Raw genomic sequence first — 21,148 nt, 5'->3', positions numbered from 1 at the left:
TCCGATCTCCGCTGTGTAGCGAAGGCGGCGCGCGAAAGGGACCCCCCATCGGCACCGTCCGACTGCGTTGACACCTCGGCAACACCGGCGTGCTAGGGCTCGATGCGGCTCCAGCGGGTAAGCCCGCGTCGACGACGGGTGGAACAGAACGGTGGAAGCGACGGGACGCCATCGACGTCCAGCAACGCCCGCCCGATCCGTGGATCATCGATGATCGCCCGCCACACCCTCACCTATGTCGGCTCGCGCGGAGTTGGAGCGGCCCTCAACATGGCGTCCCTGGCGGTCTTCACCCGGCTCGCACCGGTGGAGGCTTATGGCGGCTACCTTCTGATGCTGTCCTGGGCCTTGGTCCTCTACGGCGCTACCTGCCAGTGGCCGAAGTTCTCGTTCTTCGCCCTCTACGAGGAGGCACGCGCGCCGGATCAGGTCGGTACCGTCGTGCGCCTGCTCGGGGCGATGATCGCCCTCGCCGCCCTGGCGGCCGCCCTCGGAGCCTGGCTCGGAATCGTCGCGCCCGCCGCGGCGGCCGCCATCGTGGCGGCCGTCCTCGGCATGATGGTGTTCGAGGGGGCCTGCGAGATCGCCCGTACCCGTCTCGAGGTCGGTGCCGTGGCCGCCGCCATCGTCCTGCGTGCAATCCTGGTTCTCATGCTCGGAAGCGGCGTCCTCCTCTGGACCGGGCACGCCGTCGATCTTCTGCTCGCGACGGCACTCGCCAACATCCTGGCCGCCCTGTCCCCGCTGTTCGCCATCGGACCGCTCCTGCGCGGGCGCGGGAGCTGGGCAGAAGCGCGCCGCCTGCTGAGTTATGGATGGCCCCTGGTCCTGTCCTTCGCCGCCGCGGCCCTGGCTCAAACCATCGACCGCCTCATCATCGGCCAGAGCGTTGGTGTCGCCGAACTCGGCGCTTACGGTGCGTTCTCCGATTTTCTCCGACAGAGCTTCGTCGTGTTCGGCGACAGCATCGCCCTCGCCCTCGTCTCCATCGCCAAACGGGAGGCGCGCAGCGGCGGCATGGAGGCCGCCCGCCCGGTTCTGGAGGGCGCCGCGCGGCTCATGACGCTCATCGCGGCTTTCGGGGGCGTCTTCTTCCTCGCCTTCGACGATCTCGTGATCGCCATTCTCCTCGGGCCGGATTATCGCGCCGCCGCCCTCGGCGTGGCCCCCCTCCTCGTGGCCGCCAGCGTCCTCCTGATGCTGCGCTCGTACTATTTCGGGCAGGTGATCTACTTTTCCGCGTCGAGCCGCCTCGACGCCGTCGCGTCCGTCACACTCCTGATCACCATCACGGGCCTCTCGGCCGTGCTGATCCCACCGTATGGGATCACCGGCGCCGCCATCGCCGTCGTCGTCGGACAGGCCTTGGCGTGCCTCGTCTTCATCGTCGGCGACCCGAGCGGCATCCGGATGCCGGTGCCCTGGCGCGACGTTTCCATCATCGCAGCGACCGCCCTCGCCTGCAGGCTCGCCATCGGGTGGATCGAGGCTTCGGGCGCCGGGCGGACGGTACCGGCCGTCGTCCTCGAACTCGTGATCCTGCTCTTCGGGGCCGGCGCCATGGCGTGGCGCTTCGACATCCTCGGAGTCGCGACCCTGATCCGACGCAGGCGCGGCACCTGATGGCCGGTCGCAGGGACACCCCGCCCTTGCATCGGGCCGATGACTGGGTCGCCGCGTTGCGCCCCCTCGATCCGACGGCGCCGTGGATCGAGGCCTGGCGGACCCTGAGCCGGCGTCCCTTCATCGAGAACTTGTTCTACGACGCCGATTTCGCCCTCTCCGCCCGGGAGGCCTTCGGCACCGGCGTAGAGGTGCTGCTGGTGGGAGATCGCCCGCCGGAAGAGCCAGGCCTCCGCCTCATTGCCGTGTGGCCGTGCCGACGCGGACGGCGACGCTGGGGCTTTCCCCTGCGGCTCGCCATGGGCTGGATGCACGGGTTCGGTGTTTTCGGTGTTCCCCTCCTCGATCCGAACAGGCCGGCCCACGCCCTCGATGCTCTTCTGCGTGCGGCCGGTCACCTCGCCGGCCGGCGCCTGATGCTGACCTATGTGCCCACACGCGGCCCCTTCGCGGAACTGCTGTCGGGGGCGTGCCGCGCATACGGTTTGCCGCGTGCCGATTTCTGGCCCCATGTCCGCGCCGTCCTCGAGCTCTCCGGCCGGACGGAGCCCGAGCGCGCCGCCGCGCTCGACCACCTGTCCGCGCGACGCCGCCGGCGCCTCCGGCAATCGGCCGAACGCCTCGGGCCCCTGACGTTCGAGATCGTGCGTGATCCGGTGAACCTCGGCGCGGCCCTGGACGATTACGTCGCCCTCGAAGGAAGGGGTTGGAAGGGCCGCGCCGGGACCGCCCTCGGCGATTCTCCGGAGCAGGTCGCGTTCCTGCACGCATCCGTGGCCGCCTTCGGGGCGCGCGGCACGGCCCGGATCGACCGGCTACGACGCGGGGACACGACGCTGGCCAGCGCGGTGACCTACGTCACCGGAGGTACGGCGTGGTGCCTGAAGATCTCGTTCGCGGAAGCGGAGGCCCGCGACTCCCCCGGCGCACAACTCGTCCATCGCATGACCCTGAGCGTCATCGCGGATGCCGGTCTCACCGGGGCCGATTCCTGCGCACCACCGGATTTCCGCCTCGCCGAGACGTTCTGGGCGGGACGGATGCCCCTCGCGCACGTGCTTGTTGCGACGCCGGGGGGCGACCCGCTGTTCGGACTTGCCCGGCGGCTCGAAGCCTTACGTGCTTGGCTGAGCCGTTCCCTCGCTCGCCGAAGCCGGGCTTCGGTCCTCGCAAGCGTGTGGCCGTGGAGACGTTCGGCGCGCCCTACCAGCCGAAGCGACTGATCCGTGCCTGCGCCGCCGACAAGGAAGCGGAATCGCGGCCGAAAGCGGCGATGCGCTGCGACAGGTCGTAGCAGGTGACGCAGAACGGCAGGGACGCCAGCACCACGGCCTCCCGCGAACGGGCGACGGAAGCGATGAGGCAGGCGATGGGGAGATCGGACGCGGGCTGCCCAAGGCAATCGCCGCGGGGACTTCCGAAGAACGGCCGGTTCGGCCAGTCGAGAACGACGACCGTGCCGCCGCGCCGGTCGGGCGCCGGCGGCAGGCTGTAGCTCCGCACGAACAGGGCGCAGAAGGCCAGAACCAGGGCCGGGATCAGGAGAAGACGGGACAGGCGTCGCATCGCTCCTCAGCCCGGCTCGTCGAAGCGGCTTCGGCGAAACACCTCGGTCCCGGCCCCGTCGATGACCCGTACGGCTTCGGCGGGTCCGCCGCCGCGCTGCGGCGCGCGGGCGCGGGCGCGGGCGAACAGGCTCAAGGCACGCTCCGTGGCACTTTCCAGACTGCCGACACGGACGGAGACCCGCTGGCGCACGGGGTCCTCGCCGTCCGCCACCGGTTCCGGGCTCAAGATCTCGATGTGGAAGGTCTCGCGTGGGGTCAAAGGTGGAACGCTCCGGCTTTCCGAATGGGGCGACGGATGACATAGGGCATCGCGGGCGGCTTCGCGCGTGGAACTCGGCATCGCTCCACGGGATGTCGATCGCCCGGGCGCCCGAATCGCGGCGATGGATGCATGTCGCGCCGGGATATGGTTGAGTGTGCCCATCCCCGAGACTGCATGGATTCAGACAAGATGGCGACGACGCCTTTCGTGACCGCCGAATGGCTCAAGGCCCGGATCGCGGCCCCCGACATCGTGGTCCTCGACGGCTCATGGTACCTGCCGGCGCAGGCGCGCGACGCGGCGGCCGAGTACCGGGCCGGGCACATCCCCGGCGCCGTGCGCTTCGACATCGATGCCATGAGCGACGGGACGTCCGGCCTGCCGCACATGCTGCCGCGGCCGGAGGTGTTCGCCGCACGGATGGGGGCGCTCGGCATCGGCGATGGTGCGCAGATCGTGGTCTATGACGGCTTGGGGTTGTTCTCGGCACCCCGGGTGCGGTGGATGCTGCAGGTGTTCGGCGCGCGCGACGCCGCGATTCTGGAGGGTGGATTTCCGGCCTGGGTCGCGGCGGGTGGGCCCGTCGAGGACGGCGAGGGGCGGGCGCGCGAGCCCCGGCCTTTCACGGCCCGCCTCGACAACGGGGCCGTGGCGGATGCGCAAGACGTTGCGCGCGCTCTTGAATCCGGATCGGCCCAGGTCGTCGACGCGCGGTCTGGGCCGCGCTTTCGCGGCGAGGAAGCGGAGCCCCGGCCCGGGGTCCGTCCGGGCCATATGCCGGGCGCCCGGAACGTCCATTATTCGGCGCTGCAAGCGGGGGGCCGGCTGAAGGAGCCCGACGCCCTGAGGGCGGTGTTCGCCGAGAACGGCGTCGATCCGGGCAAGCCGGTGATCACCACCTGCGGATCCGGCGTCACGGCCGCCATCGTCTCGCTCGCCCTGGAGAGCCTCGGCCGGCCGGCACGGGCCCTCTACGACGGGTCGTGGTCGGAATGGGGTTCGGACCCGGAGCGCCCCGTCGCCACCGGCGCATGAGGTGTCTGCGCGCGCCGGCGCACGCCCTGTTGTGACGGCCGGCGACCGTTCCACGCCGCCCATGCGCCAGCGCTCGGACGGGCGCGTGCACCTGCGCGTCGGACGGCTCGGTTCCGACACGCGAATCCTCGACATCGCCGAAGCCGGCCCCTTGCGCGTGCGCCTGCCGCGCGGGCCGGCGGGGCCGTGCGAGGCGGTGCTGCTGAACAGCGCCGGCGGCATCGCCTGCGGCGACCGCTTCGCCGTGTCCGTCGCCGTCGGGCCGGGGGCGGAGCTCGTGCTCACCACCACGGCGGCGGAGAAGATCTATCGCTCCGACGGGCCGAGGACGATCATCGAGACGCGGGTCGCAGTGGGTGCCGGCGGCCACCTCGCCTTCCTGCCGCAGGAGACGATCCTGTTCGACGGAGCCAGTCTGGAGCGCAGCCTCGTCGCCGATCTCGACGGCGATGCGGGCCTGCTCGCGTTCGAGGCGGTGACGTTCGGGCGGGTGGCGCGCGGCGAGCGGATCCGCGAGGGCCGCTTCCACGATCACTGGCGGATCCGGCGCGACGGGCGCCTCGTCTACGCCGATTCGGTGCGCCTCGAGGGCGCGATCGCGGACGCCCTGGAACGGGCGGCCATCGGGGACGACGCCCGGGCGATGGCGACTCTGGTCGACGTGGCGCCCGGGGCCGAAGGCCGCCTGGACGCCATACGGGCGCTGCTCGACGGAGCGGGCGCGCGGGATGGCGTCGAGGCGGCGGCGAGCGCCTGGAACGGGAACCTCGTGGTGCGGTTCCTCGGGAGCGACCCGGCGGCCCTGCGGGCCCTGGCCCAGCACATCCTCGTCGGTTACCGCGGCGGCCCCCTCCCCCGGGTGTGGCAGGCCTGATGCAAAAAGGGGCCCCGGCATCGCCGGAGCCCCTTTAAAGAACCGGATCAGGCGGTTCGAATCAGTAGGCGGCCGGATCGGGGCTGTCGCTCGGGTTGGCGAACGCCTTCACCATGGCCTCGCTCATGGGCAGGTTCAGGTTGATGCCCCGCGGCGGGATCGCCTTGGTGAACCAGGTGTCGTACAGCGCCTTGCCCTCGGGGCTCTTGTAGAGCTTGGCCGTGGCTTCGTCGACGACCGCCTTGAACGGGGCGTCGTCCTTGCGCAGCATGATGCCGTAGGGCTCGGGCTTCGACAGGGCCTCGCTGGAGATGCTGTAGGCGCCCGGCTCCTTGGAGCTGGCGGCGAGCGAGGCGAGGAGCACGTCGTCCATCACGAAGGCGACGGCGCGGCCGGTCTCGACCATGAGGAAGGCCTCGGCATGGTCCTTGGCCGGCAGGATGGTCAGACCGAGGTTGCGGGCCGTGTTGATCTCGTTGATCTGACGGATGTTGGTCGTGCCCGAGGTCGAGACCACGGTCTTGCCCTTGAGATCGTCGATCTTGTCGAGCTTGGCGGTCTTCTTCGATACGAAGCGGGTGGCCGTGAGGAAGTGGGTGTTGGTGAAGGTCGCCTGCTTCTGGCGGTCGGGGTTGTTCGTCGTCGAACCGCACTCGAGATCGATGGTGCCGTTGGCGATGAGGGGGATACGCGTCGCAGAGGTGACCGGGTTGTACTTCACCTCGAGCTTCGGCAGGCCGAGCTTGACCTTCACCGCATCGGCGACCTTCTTGCAGATCTCGAACGCGTAGCCGACGGGCTTCTGATCGTTGTCGAGGTAGGAGAACGGCACCGATGCATCGCGGTAGCCGATGGTGATCCCGTTGGTTTCCTTGATCTTCTTCAAGGTGCCGGTCAGATCGTCGGCCTGGGCAGAACCCACGGCCGTGGCCGAGACCGCAAAAGCAACGAAAGCCGCCGTGACGGCGGATCTTGAATGACGCGAACGCATTGTCAGGCTGACTCCCGGGGGGCGATTGGCACGACGTCCATCGCTGAAGGCGCTTATAGCAAGTTAGCGACGGCCACCGCCGACGCAATCGGTGATTTCCACGGATCTCGTGGAATGCGCACTGTTCGGCGCAACTTGTAACTCGCAACTCGCGTGCCGGACTGGGCCAGGCCGAGACGCAAAAAGGCCCGGCTTCGCAGCCGGGCCAGTTCGTGTTCTCGAAGGTTTGGTGGTCCCGACCGGTCGGATGTCGCAGCGACACCGACCGATCGAAAGCGGCTTAGAAGTCGCGCTGGATGCGCATGCGCATCTGGTAGGTGTCGTCGGCCGTGACCGTCTTGACGTTGCCGTTGGCGAGGTTGATCGCGTTGACGGCACCGTTGGAGCGGGTCTGATCGACCACACGGCCGCTCTGGACGCCGACCTTGGTGTAGACGCCCTCGACGCCGATATCGAGATCCTTGACGGGCGACCAGATCAGGCTGGCGCCGGCGACGATCTGATAGGTGTCACGCAGCACGGGGCTGACGTTGTAGGACGGCGTGCCGATGATGCCGGTGAACTGCGAGCCGGCAAGTGCATTGAGCACGGCGGAGCTGGCGCCGGGGGCACCCGTCGCCGTGGCGTACGCGAGGGCGTTGTTGAAGCGGGCGCCGCGGGCGAAGCTCAGCTCGCCGTAGCTGGCGAAGATCGCCGAACGCCACTCGGGCGACCAGTAGTGCAGGAACGAACCGACGACGGTGAACGAGGTCGAGAGCTCGATCTTGCCCGTGAGCGGGTTGAGGGTCGCATCCGACATGTAGGGGTCGAAGGCGGCGCCCGCGATGGTGCTGGCGCGGGAAGTGTAGGAGCCGTTGTACGAGGAGTAGCCGGTGTAGAGGGTCGCGCCCTCGCCGTAGGCGCCCTGGAGATAGAAGGTGTCGCCCGGGGCGATGAACGGCATGTTGATCTTCACGCCGCCCTGCACGGCCCAGCCGAACTCGGAGGCGGGACGGGCGGTGAAGCCGGCGAAGTTGGCGATCGGCACGCCGGCCGGGGGAGCACCTGCAGCGTAGCCCTGAATGAAGTTGGCGGTGTTCAGCTCCTTGGCGGCGGCCGAGAGCTGGGCCGAACCCCAGGCGGCGTCGTAGCGCAGGACACCGACGAAGTCCGGCACGCGGTTGCGCTGGGACACGTCGACGGCGCCGAAGACCGGGCGACCGAAGGCATCGGTGCTGATCAGGACGCGCTGCGGCGCAGGCGAGGTGGTGGCCTCCTGCGAGTAGATGGTGTTGCGGCGGAAGCTCGGGTCTTCCAGCGAGACCGTGGCGGAGAAGCCGCCGGTGCCGAGCTTGGTGGTGTAGGCGAGCAGGTTGGTGGAGGCGAGGTCCGAGCCGCCGGTGGCGGAGCTGATCTCGAAGTCGTGGGCGTAGAAGTCGAAGAACGAGGAGGCGCGACCGGCGGTGAGGCCGGCGAACTGGATGAAGGCCTTCTCGGTGCTCACGAACTGCTGGACGCGACCAACCTGATCCTGACCGATCGCCGTGAAGGCGTTGCCGATGCGCTCCTGGGTGCCCGAGCGCAGGCCCTGGGTCGAACCGGTGCGGGAGGCGAATTCGAGGCGGGTGAACGCGCGCAGGGTGCCGTAGGCGGTCTGGGTGCGGGCGTCGACGTTGATGCGGGCGAGGCCGCGGTAGCCGGTGGTGTCACCGTTGCTGCCCGAGCGGCTGTCCTGCTGCTGGTAGCCGATTTCGAGGCGGGCGCGGCCGGAGAGACGGATGCAGGTCTCGGTGCCGGGGATGTAGAAGAAGCCGGCGCCGTAGGCGGAGCAGACGCGAACGTATTCGATGGGGGCAGCCTTCTTGACCGGAAGGTCGGCTGCGTGTGCTCCAGCGACGGCTGCAAAACCAGCAGCAGAGGCAAGAAGCGAGCTCTTCAAGAGCTTCATTGATATCTCCAAAAGCTTCGAGACCCGAGGGATGAACGATTTCGGGCATGGTGATCCGGCGGACCACGACCCGTGTCGTCCTTATTTTTCAACAGCCGAGCGATGTTCGCTGGTTTGCAGAAGTGTTGCGCTGGCGATGCCCCCAGTGCCCAGTCACTCTGTGCGAGCCGGTTCCGCCGGGCAACTCGAAAACGTGATCAGCACAGCGGTTCCGCTGCCGTGTTGCGGCCATGCAACGTTGCACAGGCGGCTAAGCGTATGACGCACAGGCGGTTTCCGGGCCGCCGCGACTTGCGCCTAGACCTGGACCAGGGAGAACAAACTGCCCTATTACGGCTCAACCTTGAATTATGATTCCGCTTCTAGATTGAAAAAGGCCTAAAATCATTCTTCCGTTGATTTGAATGGCGTTTTCCGAGGCAGGCACGGGATTATTTTCAAGATGGGTGCCGAGTCGGAGCCGACGCTTGGCATACCAATCGATCCCGTCGGGCGATCCCGGTGGATCGGCCATCACGGCCCGGCGGCGTCCACACCCCCTGTGGATGACGCGGGGCCCGGCCTCCCAGCTCCGGATAAGCCCGTGCGAATCGGGCGACGCCGGGGGATCGGGGTCCTGAGATCCGAAGGCGGCCAAGCGGCTTCGTCCCCCGGGCGTCCCGGGTGACGCAACACCGACGGTCCGCGGCCCGAGGCCCGACCCCGCGCTGTCGAGGCCATGCCCCGAGCGGTTCCATGGCGCCGATGGGCCGGGTGGGACTGCTCGGTCCCCCTCAGGCGGCGCGCAGGCGAGCGGCGGCCTCGGCCGAGCGGCGGATCACCGCTTCCTCGGGCAAGCCCGCGGGCACCACCCAGGAGCCGCCCACGCACAGCACCGGCTTCAGGGCGAGCCAGTCGGGCGCGGTGGCCTCGGTGATGCCGCCGGTCGGGCAGAAGCGGACGGCGTGGAACGGCCCGGCCAGAGCCTTGAGGGCCTTGATGCCGCCGGCGGCCTCGGCCGGGAAGAACTTGAACCGATCGAGGCCGTGATCGAGGCCGCGCATGATGTCGGCCGAATTGGCGATGCCCGGCAGGTAGGGCACGCCCCGGTCGATGGCCGCGCGGGTGAGGGACTCGGTGAGGCCCGGGCTGACGATGAACCGGGCGCCCGCCTGCAGGGCGGCGTCGAGATCGCGCGGGTTGAGCACGGTTCCGGCGCCGACGACGGCGCCCTCGACCCCGGACATGATGCGGATCACCTCCAGGGCGGCGGGGGTGCGCAGGGTCACCTCCAGGGCGGTGAGGCCGCCGGCCACCAGCGCCCGGGCGATGGGCTCGGCATGGGCCACGTCCTCGACCACGAGGACGGGGATGACGGGAACGGAGCGCATCAGCGCGTCGATGCTGGTCATGGGGCGGTCCTCGGGGTTCGGGAAGCGGAGGCTATCATACCAAACGCGTGCGCTCGCCTGGGATCGGGCGGTCGCGACGGGCTCCCCCTCCCGGGAGGAGAGGGAGCCCCCGCCTTGCCTCTCCCTCGCGGAGACACGCGGCGAACCGATGGGCCGGAAAGGCCATCCTACAATCCGGCGGCGGCCAGCATGGCGGAGGCGCCCTGCTCGGCGCCGTCGGCGCCGTGGCGCAGGAAGGCGAACAACTCGCGGCCGGTGCCGAAGGCGGGCGCGGGGGCCGCGGCGTCATCGCGACGATCCCATTCGGCGGGATCGACGAGGACTTCGAGGCTGCCGTCCTCGGCGCTGAGGCGCACCCTGTCGCCGTCGCGGATCTTCGCCAGGGGGCCGCCGCCGAGGGCTTCTGGGCTGAGATGGATCGCCGCCGGGACCTTGCCGGACGCCCCCGACATGCGCCCGTCGGTGACGAGAGCCACGCGAAACCCCCGGTCCTGCAGCACGCCGAGCTGGGGCGTGAGCTTGTGGAGTTCGGGCATCCCGTTGGCGCGCGGCCCCTGGAATCGCACCACCACCACGACGTCGCATTCGAGTTCGCCGGCCTTGAACGCCGCCAGGACGTCGTCCTGGTCGTCGAAGACGCGGGCGGGCGCCTCGATGGTCCAGCGCGACGGCTCGACGGCGCTGGTCTTGAACGTCGCCCGGCCGAGGTTGCCCTTCACGAGGCGCATGCCGCCATCCGTCTGGAACGGGTCGGCGGGGCCGCGCAGGATGCTCTCGTCGTGGGATTTTTCCGGCGCGTCCTCGAACACCAGCGCGTCGTCGACGAGCTTGGGGTCGCGGGCGTGATCGCGCAGGCACGTGCCCGCCACCGTCAGGATGTCATCGTGCAGCAGCCCGGCGTCGATTAGGCTGGCGATGACGTAGCTCATGCCGCCGGCGGCGTGGAAGTGGTTCACGTCGCCCGAGCCGTTGGGATAGACCTTGGCGACCTGGGGCACCACCGCCGAGAGCCGGTCGAAATCCTCCCAGTCGAGGACGATGCCGGCGGCCCGCGCCATGGCGGGCAGGTGGATGGCGTGGTTCGTCGAGCCGCCGGTGGCGAGCAGCCCCACCACGGCGTTGACGATGGCCTTCTCGTCGATGCAGTGGCCGAGCGGCCGGTAATCGTTGCCCGTGGCGCCGATCTCGGAGAGGCGGTGCACGGCGGCCCGGGTCACCGCCTGGCGCAGCTTCGTGCCCGGATTGATGAACGAGGCGCCGGGCATGTGCAGGCCCATCACGTCCATCATCATCTGGTTGGAATTCGCCGTGCCGTAGAAGGTGCACGTGCCGGCCCCGTGATAGGAAGCGGATTCGGATTCGAGCAGTTCGTCGCGCCCGACCTTGCCCTCGGCGTAGAGCTGGCGGACGCGCTGCTTCTCCTTGTTGGCGATGCCCGACGGCATGGGTCCGGCCGGGATCAGGATCATCGGCAGATGGCCGAAGCGCAGGGCCCCGATGATGAGGCCCGGCACGATCTTGTCGCAGATGCCGAGCAGGGCGGCGGAATCGAACATGCCGTGGCTGAGCGCGATGGCGGTGGAGAGCGCGATGGTGTCGCGCGAGAACAGGGACAGCTCCATGCCGCGCTGGCCTTGGGTGACCCCGTCGCACATGGCCGGCACGCCGCCCGCCACCTGCGCGGTGGCCCCGACCTCGCGGGCGAAGATCTTCATCTGCTCGGGGTAGCGGCCGTAGGGCTGATGGGCCGAGAGCATGTCGTTGTAGGCCGTAACGATGGCCATGTTCATGGTGCGGCCGGCGCGGATCGCCGGTTTGTCCTCGCCGGAGGCCGCGAAGCCGTGGGCGAGATTGCCGCAATTGAGCATCGGCCGGTGGACGCCGTGGTCCCGCTCGCGGGCGACGAGATCGAGATACGCCGTTCGCGTCGGCCTGGAGCGCTCGATCACCCGCGCGGTGACGGCGGCGATCTCGGGGTGAAGCTCGGTCATGTCTGGTCCTCGCGTGGTGCGAAGTCTGGCGCGAAGTCTGGAACGCCTTCAGACCACGGCGGCACCGCCGTGGCTACCGGGGCGTCCGGTCAGTGCCCTGAGGCAAGGGTCGCGCCGGGCTTGTCGTGGGTGGCGAGACGCTCGACCAGGGTGGCGGTCGCGGCGTTCATGCCGACGATCTCGACGGTTACGCCGTGGTGGCGGAACTTCAGCACCACCCGGTCGAGGGCGTTGACGCCGGTGATGTCCCAGAAATGGGCCGCCGTGAGGTCGATGACCAGGCACTCGAGGCCGTCCTCGCGAAAGTCGAAGGCGTCGTGGAAGGCTTGCCCCGTGGCGAAGAAGATCTGCCCCGTCACCCGATAGGTGCGCGTGCCGCCGGTGCGCTCCGAGGCGACGGCGAAGAACCGCGTCACCTTGTGGGCGAAGAACAGGCCGCTCAGCACCACGCCGAACAGCACGCCGCGGGCGAGGTCGTGGGTCGCCACCACCACCGCGACGGTGCCGAGCATCACGACGCTCGAACTCTTGGGGTTGGTCAGCAGGGTGCGGACGGAGCCCCATTGGAAGGTGTTGATCGACACCATGATCATCACGGCGACCAAAGCCGCCATGGGGATCTGGGCGACGTAGGACCCGAGCACCACGATGAGGAACAGCAGGAACGCGCCCGCCCACAGGGTCGAGAGCCGGCCGCGCCCGCCCGACGAGACGTTGATCACCGACTGCCCGATCATGGCGCATCCGGCCATGCCGCCGAAGCACCCGGCGGTGATGTTGGCGAGACCCTGGCCGGCGCATTCGCGGTTCTTGTTCGAACCGGTGTCGGTCATCTCGTCGAGGATGGCGGCCGTCATCAGGCTCTCGAGCAGGCCCACCATGGTGAGGGTGAGCGCGTAGGGCAGGATGATCCGCAGGGTCTCCCACGTGAACGGCACCTGCGGCAGGGCGAAGAACGGCAGTTCCGTCGGCAGGGCCCCCATGTCGCCGACGCGGTGGATCGGCAGGCCGAACGCGACGGCGACGATCGTGAGCAGCACGATGGTCACCAGCGGCGAGGGCACGGCCCTCGTGAGGTACGGCAGGCCGTAGATCAGGGCGAGGCCGGCGGCCGTCATGGCGTAGACCGTCGCGCCCTGGCCTAAGAGTTCCGGCATCTGCGCGAGGAAGATGAGGATCGCGAGCGCATTGACGAAGCCGGTGACGACGGAGCGCGAGACGAACCGCATGAGGTTGCCGAGCTTCAGCGCCCCTGCGCCGATCTGCAGGAATCCCGTCAGGATGGTGGCGGCGAAGAGGTAGCCGAGGCCGTGCTCCTTCACGAGGGTCACCATCACGAGCGCCATGGCGCCGGTGGCGGCCGAGATCATCGCCGGGCGCCCGCCCGCGAAGGCCGAGACCACGGCGATGCAGAACGAGGCGTAGAGGCCGACCTTGGGGTCGACCCCGGCGATGAGGGAGAAGGCGATGGCCTCGGGGATGAGCGCGAGGGCCACCACCGTCCCGGCCAGGAGTTCGCGCGTGATATCGGGAGCCCACTCGCTCCGCAGGTTGCGTCGGGTCATGGAAGATCAGTCCGTTCGCCCCGTGCGCGGGCCGGCCCGTTCGGGGCCGCGGCGTCGGGGGATGCCAGGAGGAGGCGCGGCGCCCATGCGGGCATCCGCGCGGAGACGCGGTCCGGTGCGGGCGCCCTATGGCGGCCCGAGACGGCAGTACAGTCTTGCGCGGTCCTTCAGCATGCCCGCCCCATAACACGCGCCTCTCGCGAAGGGAAAGAACGGCCGAAAACCATTGCGTGATGCAGGGCCGCGCGGCGTTTACGGTCCTGCAAGCGAAATGTACGAAATTGAACCGTGTCGTACTGCCGGAAGAGACGTGTCGCCCCGATGTTACAGAGCGAAATCGACACGAACCGGTTTCGTCCCTGGTACAGACTCTCGCTGTCGCCCGACCTCGAAGCGCGGTTCCGGGCCGGGGACGACGGGGGCGCGGGCACCTACATCCGCTCCTGGCTCCTCGTCTTCATCCTGTTCAACATCCTGTCGCTGAAGCTCGACTACGAGGTGTTCGGACCGGACGCGTTCGCCGTTCCGGCCTTCCTCACCCTCGGGGTGTTCACGCCGGTCGCCTGCCTGGCGATCCTGTCCCTGAACGACCGCCCCTCCCCCCTGCGCCGAACCGTGGCGGCGACGGTGACGAGCCTGCTCGACATGGCCATCGTCCTCAACGGCGCCCGGACGGTGCCGGACGGGCATGCCGACGTCTACATGGTCCTCGCGGTGATCGTGCCCCTCGTGGTCGGCCTCATCGCCGCCCTGTCGTTCCGGCACAGCCTCGTGTTCTGCGGCCTCTCGTTCGCGCTCTACCTCGGCTGGGTGGTGGCCCTGCACGAGGGTGACCTCGCCGGGAACGGCCTGCCGCTCCTCGTGGCGAGCCTGATCCTGGTTCCGATCAAGGTGAGTTTCTCGCGGGAGCGGCAGGAGAAGCAGGCGTTCCTCCTGCGGCTCTCCGTGGAAGCGCAGGCTGCCGAACTGACGCAGGCCAATGCCCGCCTCAAGGTCCTGTCGGAGATCGACGCCCTCACGGGCCTCGCCAACCGGCGCGTCTTCGACGCGACCCTAACTGCGGCGTGGGACGGGGCCGAGGATTGGTGCTGCGTCGTCGCCATCGACATCGACCGCTTCAAGGACCTGAACGACACGGCGGGCCACCCCGAAGGCGACCGCTGTCTCGCCGCCATCGCGGCCGCCCTCGACGGGCCGACGCGGGCGGCGGGGGGCCTCCTCGCCCGCTACGGCGGCGAAGAGTTCATGGCCTTCGTTCCCGCCTGCACTCCGGAAGACGCCCTCGACTTCGGCGAGCGCCTGCGAGCGGCCGTGGAGACCATCGGCTTCCGCTATCGCAAGAACGGCCGCGACCGGACGGTCACCGTCAGTGTCGGGATCACCGCCGCCCATGGTGCGACGCGGGCCTACGGCGTTCGGCCCTCCGGTCTCCTCAAGGCCGCCGATCTCGCGCTCTACGACGCCAAGAGCCGGGGCCGGAACCGCGTCGAGGCCCGACCCGTCCTGCCGGACGCCGCCAACCGCGATGCCGGACCGCACGAGGGGATCTCGGGCGCGTACTCCGATGCCGGGTCCGGCGCCTATTCGGCCGCGTTCTCGTAGGGCGCCGCCGCCTCGCCGAGGAAGCCGCCGGACTGGCGCTGCCACAGGCGGGCGTAGAGACCGCCCGAGCGGATGAGGGCCGCATGGGTCCCCTCCTCGACGATGCGCCCGGCCTCGATGACGATGAGGCGGTCGAGGGCCGCGATGGTCGAGAGGCGGTGGGCGATGGCCAGCACGGTCTTGCCCTGCATCAGGGTGTCGAGGCTGTCCTGGATCGCCGCCTCGACCTGGCTGTCGAGGGCCGAGGTCGCCTCGTCGAGGATCAGGATCGGCGCATCCTTGAGGATCACCCGCGCGATGGCGATGCGCTGGCGCTGGCCGCCGGACAGCTTGACCCCGCGCTCGCCGACCTGGGCGTCGTAGCCGGTGCGCCCCTTGTGATCGACGAGGTCGCGGATGAAGGTATCGGCCTCCGCCAGACGCGCCGCCCGCTCGACCTCCGCCAGGGTGGCGTCGGGGCGTCCGTAGGCGATATTGTCCCGGATCGAGCGATGCAGGAGGGAGGTGTCCTGGGTCACCATGGCGATGGCGCTGCGCAGGGACCCTTGCGTGACCCCGGCGATGTCCTGGCCGTCGACCAGAATGCGGCCGCTCTCCAGGTCGTGCAGGCGCAGCAGCAGTGCCGTGATGGTGGTCTTGCCCGCGCCGCTCACGCCGACGAGCCCCACCTTCTCGCCCGCCCGGATGTGGAGGTTCAGGCGCTCGATGATGCTGGAATCATTGCGCCCATAGTGAAAACTCACATCCTCGAAGCGGATGTCGCCGCCGGTGACCCGCAGGGTGGAGGCCTCGGGCCGGTCGGTGATGGCGTGCGGACGCGCGATGGTCTGCATGCTCTCCTGGATCACGCCGACATTCTCGAAGATGCCGCGCACGGTCTGCATCACCCAGCCCGACATGGCCATGAGGCGCAGCACCAGGGCGAGGCCGGCCGCCGCCTCGCCCGTGGTCATGCCGCCGCGCTGCCACAGGACGAGGCAGACGCCCGCCGTGGAGACGATGAGGGCGCTGTTGAGGACGCCCAGCACCGTTGTGGTGGAGCTGACGAGGCGGAACTGGTGCAGGTAGGCCCTGGTGTGGATGTCGACGGCGTCGCGCACCGCCGCGCGCTCCTCGCGGTCGCGGGCGAACAGCTTCACGGTGAGGATGTTGGTGTAGCTGTCGACGATGCGCCCGATGAGGGCCGAGCGGGTGTCGGCCGTGACCAGCGACCGGGTGCGGGCGCGGGGCACGAACCAGCGGGTGAGGAAGCCGTAGGCCAGCACCCACAGGACAACCGGCAGGGCGAGCCACAGGGAGATGGACCCGAACAGGCCCACCGCCGTCACGGCGTAGATCGCCACGTACAGGAGCGTGTCGATGAACACGACGGCGAGTTCGCGCACCGCCGGCCCGACCTGGACGACGCGGTTGGCCAGCCGCCCGGCGAAATCCGCCTGGAAGTAGGAGAGCGAGTGGCCGAGCGTGTAGAGGTGCGTGCGCCAGCGGATCTGGTTCGTCACCTGGGGCACGATGAGCTGGTTCGACAGGATCTCGTGCAGCCAGATCGTGATCGGCCGCACCACCAGCACCAACCCGGCGGCGAGCAGGATCTTGGTGCCGTGATCGGCCCAGAACGTCGCCCGGTCGGCGGTGTTGAGGAGGTCGATGAACCAGCCCATGAGCAGGTAGAGCGACGCCTCGACGGTGCCAGCGACGATCGCCACCAGGAACAAGGCCAGGAGCGCCGCCCGCACGGGCTTCAGGTAGAAGCCGGCGAAGCCCAGCACGGTCTTGGGTGGCATGCGCCCGTCGTCGAACGGCGCGAACGTATCGATGCGGCGCTCGAGCCAGTCGAGAAACATGAGATGTCCGATATGCGATTGCGGCAGCGTCCTTATAGCTAGGCAGCGTAGGGCCCCTGCCAACCGGAGGCGATGCCGCACGAGAATCAGCCTGCCTTACTTGGTGCTTTCGGACGCCACCCCGTCATTCCGGGGCCGCGAAGCGGAACCCGGAATCCAGAACCGCGACGCGTGCTAAACGTGTCGCCCGTGGCGGTTCTGGATTGCTCGCCTCTGGCGCGGCCCTCCGGGTTCGCCTGCGGCGCCCCGGAATGACGGCGTGGGTGGCGAAATCACCGTTTCCACCCGGCACGCCGCACGCCGCCAACCCAAGCCCGAAATCCCCATGCTCCGCCTCGCCCTCTACCAGCCCGACATTCCGCAGAACACCGGCACCCTGCTGCGCCTCGCGGCCTGCCTCGGGATCGCCGTCGAGATCATCGAGCCGGCCGGGTTCGACGTGTCGGACCGGCACCTGCGCCGCTCGGGGCTGGACTACCTCGACCACGTGGCGATCGCGCGCCACCGCTCGTGGACCGCGTTCGACGGGTGGCGCCGGGAAGCCGGCCTGCGCCTCGTGCTGGCGACGACGCAAGGCGCCCTGCCGTACGGCGACTTCGCCTACGGGCCGGACGATTGCCTGCTCATGGGTCGCGAATCCGCCGGGGTGCCGGATCCCGTCCATGCGGCCGCCGATGCCCGGGTGGTGGTGCCGATCCGGCCCGGATTGCGCTCCCTCAACGTCGCCGTCTGCGCCGCCATGATCCTCGGCGAGGGCCTGCGCCAGACGGGCGGCTTCCCCGGCCCTTCGCCGACAGCGCGCCAGCGCTAATTTGAACGTCGTGCATAATCGCACTTGAACACCGTTCAAATCGTGGCAATCTCCTCCTCGACGGCAGCGCCCGTCGCTCGGGAGACCGCCCCATGTTCAACCTGTTTCGAACCCTCGCCCGTGGCGCCGCCGCCCAGGCCCGGGAAGACCTCATCGACCGCAACGCCCTGCTGATCCTCGACCAGCAGATCCGCGAGACCCGCGCCTCCCTGGAGCGCAGCCGCATGGCCCTGGCGACGGCGGTGGCCGGCGACACGTCCGAGGCCCGCCGCCTCGCCGAGGTGGAGACCCGCGCCAGGGACCTCGAAGACCGGGCCGTCGCCGCCCTCGACGCCGGCCGCGAGGACCTCGCCCGGGAAGCCGCCGACGCCATCGCCGAACTCGAATCCGAAGCCGAGGCCATCCGCACGGCGCGGACGCGGTTCGCCCGCGAACTCACCCGCATCCGCGCCGTGGTGAGCGACGCCACCCGCCGGCAGGCGGAACTGGAGCGGGGCCGGCGCATCGCGGCGGCGGCCGAATCCGCCCGTCGCCTCGGCGTCGCCGCCGCACCGGAGGACCGCGCCACCCTGCGCGAGGCCGAGGCGACCCTGGCCCGCCTGCGCAGCCTCCAGGCGCAAGCCGCCGACACCGAAGCGGCCCTGGCCGAAGCCGAGCCCGGCGCCGACATCGCCGAGCGTTTGGAGCGCGAAGGGTTTGGGAAAGCGACGCGTCCGACGGGAAGCGCGGTGCTCGAACGCCTACGCCAGCGCGTGGCTCCCACCGCCTGACTCGATCCTCCAACCGCCATGCGATCGAAGTATCCCGCAAGCAGCGCGGGTCCCCTCTCCTGGAAGGAGAGGGACAGGGTGAGGTGTGTGACCTTTTCGGAGATGAACTACACCTCACCCCAACCCTCTCTTTCCAGGATAGGAGGCCCTTTGTGACTTCCGTAGACGTCAGAAACTCACTCCGATCTTTCTCCCTATACGGGCAATCAGCCTTCAGTCTCGTAATCCACCCAACCAACCGAGGAAAACGACCATGACCAACGAAACCACGCAGCATTCCGGCGCCTGGGTCGCCTTCACCTACGCGTCGTTCCTCGGCGCCGCCCTGATGGTGGCGCTCGGCATCCTGTTCATGCCCATCGACATCTGGATGAAGGGCTACTTCGCCATGGGGGTGATCATGCTGGTCCAGTCGTGCATCACCGCCACCAAGACGGTCCGCGACGTCCACGAGGGCCGCCGCATGGTCAACCGCATCGAGGACGCCAAGACCGAGCGCCTGCTGATGTCGGTGGGCAAGGATTGAGGGCGAGGCGACGGCGAGGCGACGGCGAGGATTGAACCGCCGGGATCGATATGGGACATCGGGGCCATGACGCGCCCCGACACGCCCTTCACGCCCCTGCCCGAAGCCGAGCTGACGGCCCTCAAGGGCGAGGCGACGGCGTGGTTCACCACCCTGCGCGACCGCATCGTCGCCGCCCTGGAGACCCTGGAGGACGAGGCGACGGGGCCGTTCCACGAGGACGCGCCGGCCGAGGCCGGACGATTCGAGAAGACGCCCTGGGAGCGCACGGATCACACCGGCAAGCCCGGCGGCGGCGGCACCATGGCGATCCTGAAGGGGCGGGTGTTCGAGAAGGCCGGCGTCCACGTCTCGGCGGTGCACGGCGAGTTCGCGCCGGAGTTCCGGGCGCAGATGCCGGGGGCCGCGGAGGATCCGCGCTTCTTCGCCACCGGCATCTCGCTCATCGCCCATCCGTGGAATCCGAACGCGCCCACGGTCCACATGAACACCCGGTTCGTCGCCACCACGCGGACGTGGTTCGGCGGCGGCGCCGACCTGACGCCGGTCCTCGACCGCCGGCGCAACCAGGACGACCCCGACACGCTCACCTTCCACGCCGCCATGAAGGCGGCCTGCGACGCCCATGCGCCGGCCGCCGACTACGCCCGCTACAAGGCGTGGTGCGAGGAGTACTTCTATCTGCCGCACCGCAAGGAGCCGCGCGGCATCGGCGGGATCTTCTACGATTATCATTGGACCGGCGATCCGGCGGCGGATCTCGCCTACACCCGCGACGTGGGCGGGGCCTTCCTCAAGGCCTATCCGGCGATCATGCGGGCCAACATGGGCACGCCCTGGACGGAGGCCGACCGGCTGGAGCAGCAGGTCCGGCGCGGGCGCTACGTCGAGTTCAACCTGCTGCACGACCGCGGCACCATCTTCGGCCTGAAGACCGGCGGCAACGTCGCCTCGATCCTGTCGTCCCTGCCGCCGACCGTGCGCTGGCCGTGAGCGAGACCGCGCTGCCGACTCGGTTCGCGCCGCAGCAGGATGCGGCGCTGAAAGCCATCGCCGACTGGCGCAAGGGCGGAGGCGCCCAGGTGTTCCGCCTGTTCGGCTATGCGGGCACCGGCAAGACGACGCTGGCCCGCCGCATCGCCGACGACGTCGACGGCACCGTGGTGTTCGGCGCCTTCACGGGCAAGGCGGCCTCGGTGATGCGGTCGAAGGGCTGCCACGACGCGGCGACGATCCACAGCCTGATCTACCGCACCAAGGAGACGGAGGACGGCGGCCCCGCCTTCACCCTCAACCGCACCGGGCCCATCGCCAAGGCCGAACTCGTCATCATCGACGAGTGCTCCATGGTGGATTCCGACCTCGGCAACGACCTCCTGTCCTTCGACAAGCCCGTGCTGGTGCTGGGCGATCCGGCGCAGCTGCCGCCCGTGCGCGGCGGCGGCTTCTTCACCGAGGCCGAGCCCGACGTGATGCTCACCGAGGTCCATCGCCAGGCCGCCGACGACCCCATCGTCCGCATGGCGATGACGATCCGCGAGGGCGGCCGCCTCACCCTCGGCGAGTACGGCCGCAGCCGCGTGGTCTCCCGGCGCAGCCTCGACCCCAACGAAGTGATCGCGGCCGACCAAGTGCTCGTCGGCATGAACAAGACCCGGCGGCTCTACAACAATCGCCTGCGCGAGATCGCCGGCCACACCGACCCGATGCCGGCGGTGGGCGAGAAGCTCGTCTGTCTCCGGAACGACCGCACCAAGGGCCTGCTCAACGGCTCGACCTGGACGGTGCAGGCCCAGCGCGCGGCCCAGCGCCCCGACACGATCCGCCTCCACGTGGTGCCGGACGACGATCCGGCGCTCCGCCGCCGCCCCGTGGACATCAAGGTGCTGCGCGCGGTGATGTCCGGCTCCGAGGAGGAGATCCCGGCCTTCCTCCGCCGCGAGACCGACGAGTTCACCTACGGCTACGCGCTCACCGTCCATAAAGCACAGGGCTCGCAATGGGACAGCGTGGCGCTGTTCGACGAATCCTTCGCCTTCCGCGAGCACCGGGCGCGTTGGCTCTACACCGGCCTGACCCGGGCGGCGCAGGCGATCACGGTGGTGATGTAGGACCGCGCGACGCGGCAAGAACGCCTCGTGAAACCAATCGCGAAGGTTGCGGACATGCGGGATTGTTGCCCGACCAAAGTCTGTCCGAAGACGAGCGGCCAGATCATCAAATCCTCGCCACGACCGGATATTAACCAGTGAGTCCATGGACCGCTTGCGTCCGGATCGACGCCGACGCTCCGCGGAACTCATCACATGATCGAGCCGTATCGCAGAACACATTTACGTTCCTGTACTTCCGATCGCCGATGCCGAAT

Annotated in this window: 18 protein-coding genes; 10 read left to right on the top strand and 8 right to left on the bottom strand. The window is 69.3% G+C overall.

Annotation, left to right across the window (positions count from 1 at the left end):
- Positions 1-210 precede the first annotated feature (210 nt).
- On the top strand, positions 211-1,623 hold the full coding sequence (locus tag ASF52_RS19670; RefSeq protein WP_056175802.1) for a lipopolysaccharide biosynthesis protein: 1,413 nt from the start codon (positions 211-213) through the stop codon (positions 1,621-1,623).
- Positions 1,624-1,649: 26 nt separating this feature from the next.
- Positions 1,650-2,846: a GNAT family N-acetyltransferase gene (locus tag ASF52_RS19665; RefSeq protein ID WP_244473876.1), complete on the top strand. Its 1,197-nt coding sequence runs from the start codon at positions 1,650-1,652 to the stop codon at positions 2,844-2,846.
- On the opposite strand, the gene ASF52_RS19660 is transcribed toward ASF52_RS19665, so the two are convergent.
- Both ASF52_RS19660 and ASF52_RS19655 read right to left on the bottom strand, forming a co-directional pair.
- The gene (locus tag ASF52_RS19660; protein ID WP_056175797.1) at positions 2,827-3,189 is read right to left on the bottom strand and encodes a hypothetical protein; all 363 of its coding nucleotides are present in this window, start codon (positions 3,187-3,189) and stop codon (positions 2,827-2,829) included. The two genes, ASF52_RS19665 and ASF52_RS19660, sit on opposite strands and share 20 nt — an antisense overlap.
- 6 nt (positions 3,190-3,195) lie before the next feature.
- Positions 3,196-3,450 carry a hypothetical protein gene (locus ASF52_RS19655; RefSeq protein ID WP_056175794.1) on the bottom strand — a complete coding sequence of 85 codons (255 nt, stop codon included), beginning with the start codon at positions 3,448-3,450 and terminating at the stop codon, positions 3,196-3,198.
- A 192-nt stretch (positions 3,451-3,642) separates the two neighbouring features.
- Between ASF52_RS19655 and sseA the strand changes: the two genes are divergently transcribed.
- Both sseA and ASF52_RS19645 read left to right on the top strand, forming a co-directional pair.
- Complete coding sequence (sseA, locus tag ASF52_RS19650; protein ID WP_056176185.1) at positions 3,643-4,488, top strand: 3-mercaptopyruvate sulfurtransferase; 846 nt, start codon at positions 3,643-3,645, stop codon at positions 4,486-4,488.
- A gap of 61 nt (positions 4,489-4,549) precedes the next feature.
- Complete coding sequence (locus ASF52_RS19645; RefSeq protein ID WP_056176182.1) at positions 4,550-5,362, top strand: urease accessory protein UreD; 813 nt, start codon at positions 4,550-4,552, stop codon at positions 5,360-5,362.
- Between the two features lie 61 nt (positions 5,363-5,423).
- On the opposite strand, the gene ASF52_RS19640 is transcribed toward ASF52_RS19645, so the two are convergent.
- From ASF52_RS19640 to ASF52_RS19620, 5 genes are all read right to left on the bottom strand, one after another.
- Positions 5,424-6,353 carry an amino acid ABC transporter substrate-binding protein gene (locus ASF52_RS19640; RefSeq protein ID WP_056175791.1) on the bottom strand — a complete coding sequence of 310 codons (930 nt, stop codon included), beginning with the start codon at positions 6,351-6,353 and terminating at the stop codon, positions 5,424-5,426.
- Between the two features lie 280 nt (positions 6,354-6,633).
- Positions 6,634-8,280: a porin gene (locus ASF52_RS19635; protein WP_056175789.1), complete on the bottom strand. Its 1,647-nt coding sequence runs from the start codon at positions 8,278-8,280 to the stop codon at positions 6,634-6,636.
- A 773-nt stretch (positions 8,281-9,053) separates the two neighbouring features.
- Positions 9,054-9,671 (bottom strand): bifunctional 4-hydroxy-2-oxoglutarate aldolase/2-dehydro-3-deoxy-phosphogluconate aldolase, encoded by a 618-nt coding sequence (eda, locus tag ASF52_RS19630; RefSeq protein ID WP_056175785.1) that lies wholly within the window; start codon positions 9,669-9,671, stop codon positions 9,054-9,056.
- Between the two features lie 167 nt (positions 9,672-9,838).
- Positions 9,839-11,662, bottom strand: coding sequence for a phosphogluconate dehydratase (gene edd / locus ASF52_RS19625; RefSeq protein WP_056175782.1), 1,824 nt, complete (start codon positions 11,660-11,662; stop codon positions 9,839-9,841).
- Between the two features lie 89 nt (positions 11,663-11,751).
- Complete coding sequence (locus tag ASF52_RS19620) at positions 11,752-13,227, bottom strand: SulP family inorganic anion transporter (protein WP_056175780.1); 1,476 nt, start codon at positions 13,225-13,227, stop codon at positions 11,752-11,754.
- A gap of 321 nt (positions 13,228-13,548) precedes the next feature.
- Here ASF52_RS19620 and ASF52_RS19615 point away from each other — a divergent pair, with 321 nt between their 5' ends.
- The gene (locus tag ASF52_RS19615; RefSeq protein WP_056175777.1) at positions 13,549-14,829 is read left to right on the top strand and encodes a GGDEF domain-containing protein; all 1,281 of its coding nucleotides are present in this window, start codon (positions 13,549-13,551) and stop codon (positions 14,827-14,829) included.
- On the opposite strand, the gene ASF52_RS19610 is transcribed toward ASF52_RS19615, so the two are convergent.
- Entirely contained in the window at positions 14,808-16,673 is a 1,866-nt protein-coding gene (locus ASF52_RS19610) for an ABC transporter ATP-binding protein (protein WP_056175774.1), read from the bottom strand. The genes ASF52_RS19615 and ASF52_RS19610 overlap by 22 nt on opposite strands.
- 325 nt (positions 16,674-16,998) lie before the next feature.
- Here ASF52_RS19610 and ASF52_RS19605 point away from each other — a divergent pair, with 325 nt between their 5' ends.
- The 5 genes from ASF52_RS19605 to ASF52_RS19585 all read left to right on the top strand — a co-directional run bounded on the left by ASF52_RS19605 (position 16,999) and on the right by ASF52_RS19585 (position 20,891).
- The gene (locus ASF52_RS19605) at positions 16,999-17,484 is read left to right on the top strand and encodes a tRNA (cytidine(34)-2'-O)-methyltransferase (protein WP_056175770.1); all 486 of its coding nucleotides are present in this window, start codon (positions 16,999-17,001) and stop codon (positions 17,482-17,484) included.
- 92 nt (positions 17,485-17,576) lie between these two features.
- Positions 17,577-18,254 carry a PspA/IM30 family protein gene (locus ASF52_RS19600; protein ID WP_056175767.1) on the top strand — a complete coding sequence of 226 codons (678 nt, stop codon included), beginning with the start codon at positions 17,577-17,579 and terminating at the stop codon, positions 18,252-18,254.
- Between the two features lie 253 nt (positions 18,255-18,507).
- The gene (locus ASF52_RS19595) at positions 18,508-18,780 is read left to right on the top strand and encodes a YiaA/YiaB family inner membrane protein (protein WP_056175765.1); all 273 of its coding nucleotides are present in this window, start codon (positions 18,508-18,510) and stop codon (positions 18,778-18,780) included.
- 66 nt (positions 18,781-18,846) lie between these two features.
- Positions 18,847-19,773, top strand: a complete 927-nt coding sequence (gene hemF, locus ASF52_RS19590) for an oxygen-dependent coproporphyrinogen oxidase (protein WP_056175762.1) — start codon at positions 18,847-18,849, stop codon at positions 19,771-19,773.
- On the top strand, positions 19,770-20,891 hold the full coding sequence (locus ASF52_RS19585) for an ATP-dependent DNA helicase (protein WP_056175760.1): 1,122 nt from the start codon (positions 19,770-19,772) through the stop codon (positions 20,889-20,891). The genes hemF and ASF52_RS19585 overlap by 4 nt, the downstream gene beginning before the upstream one ends.
- Positions 20,892-21,148 lie beyond the last annotated feature (257 nt).

Source organism: Methylobacterium sp. Leaf112 (assembly GCF_001423295.1).
GTDB lineage: Bacteria > Pseudomonadota > Alphaproteobacteria > Rhizobiales > Beijerinckiaceae > Methylobacterium.
The sequence above is the reverse complement of the archived record's forward strand: the minus strand, read 5'-3'. Positions and strand labels throughout refer to the sequence as shown.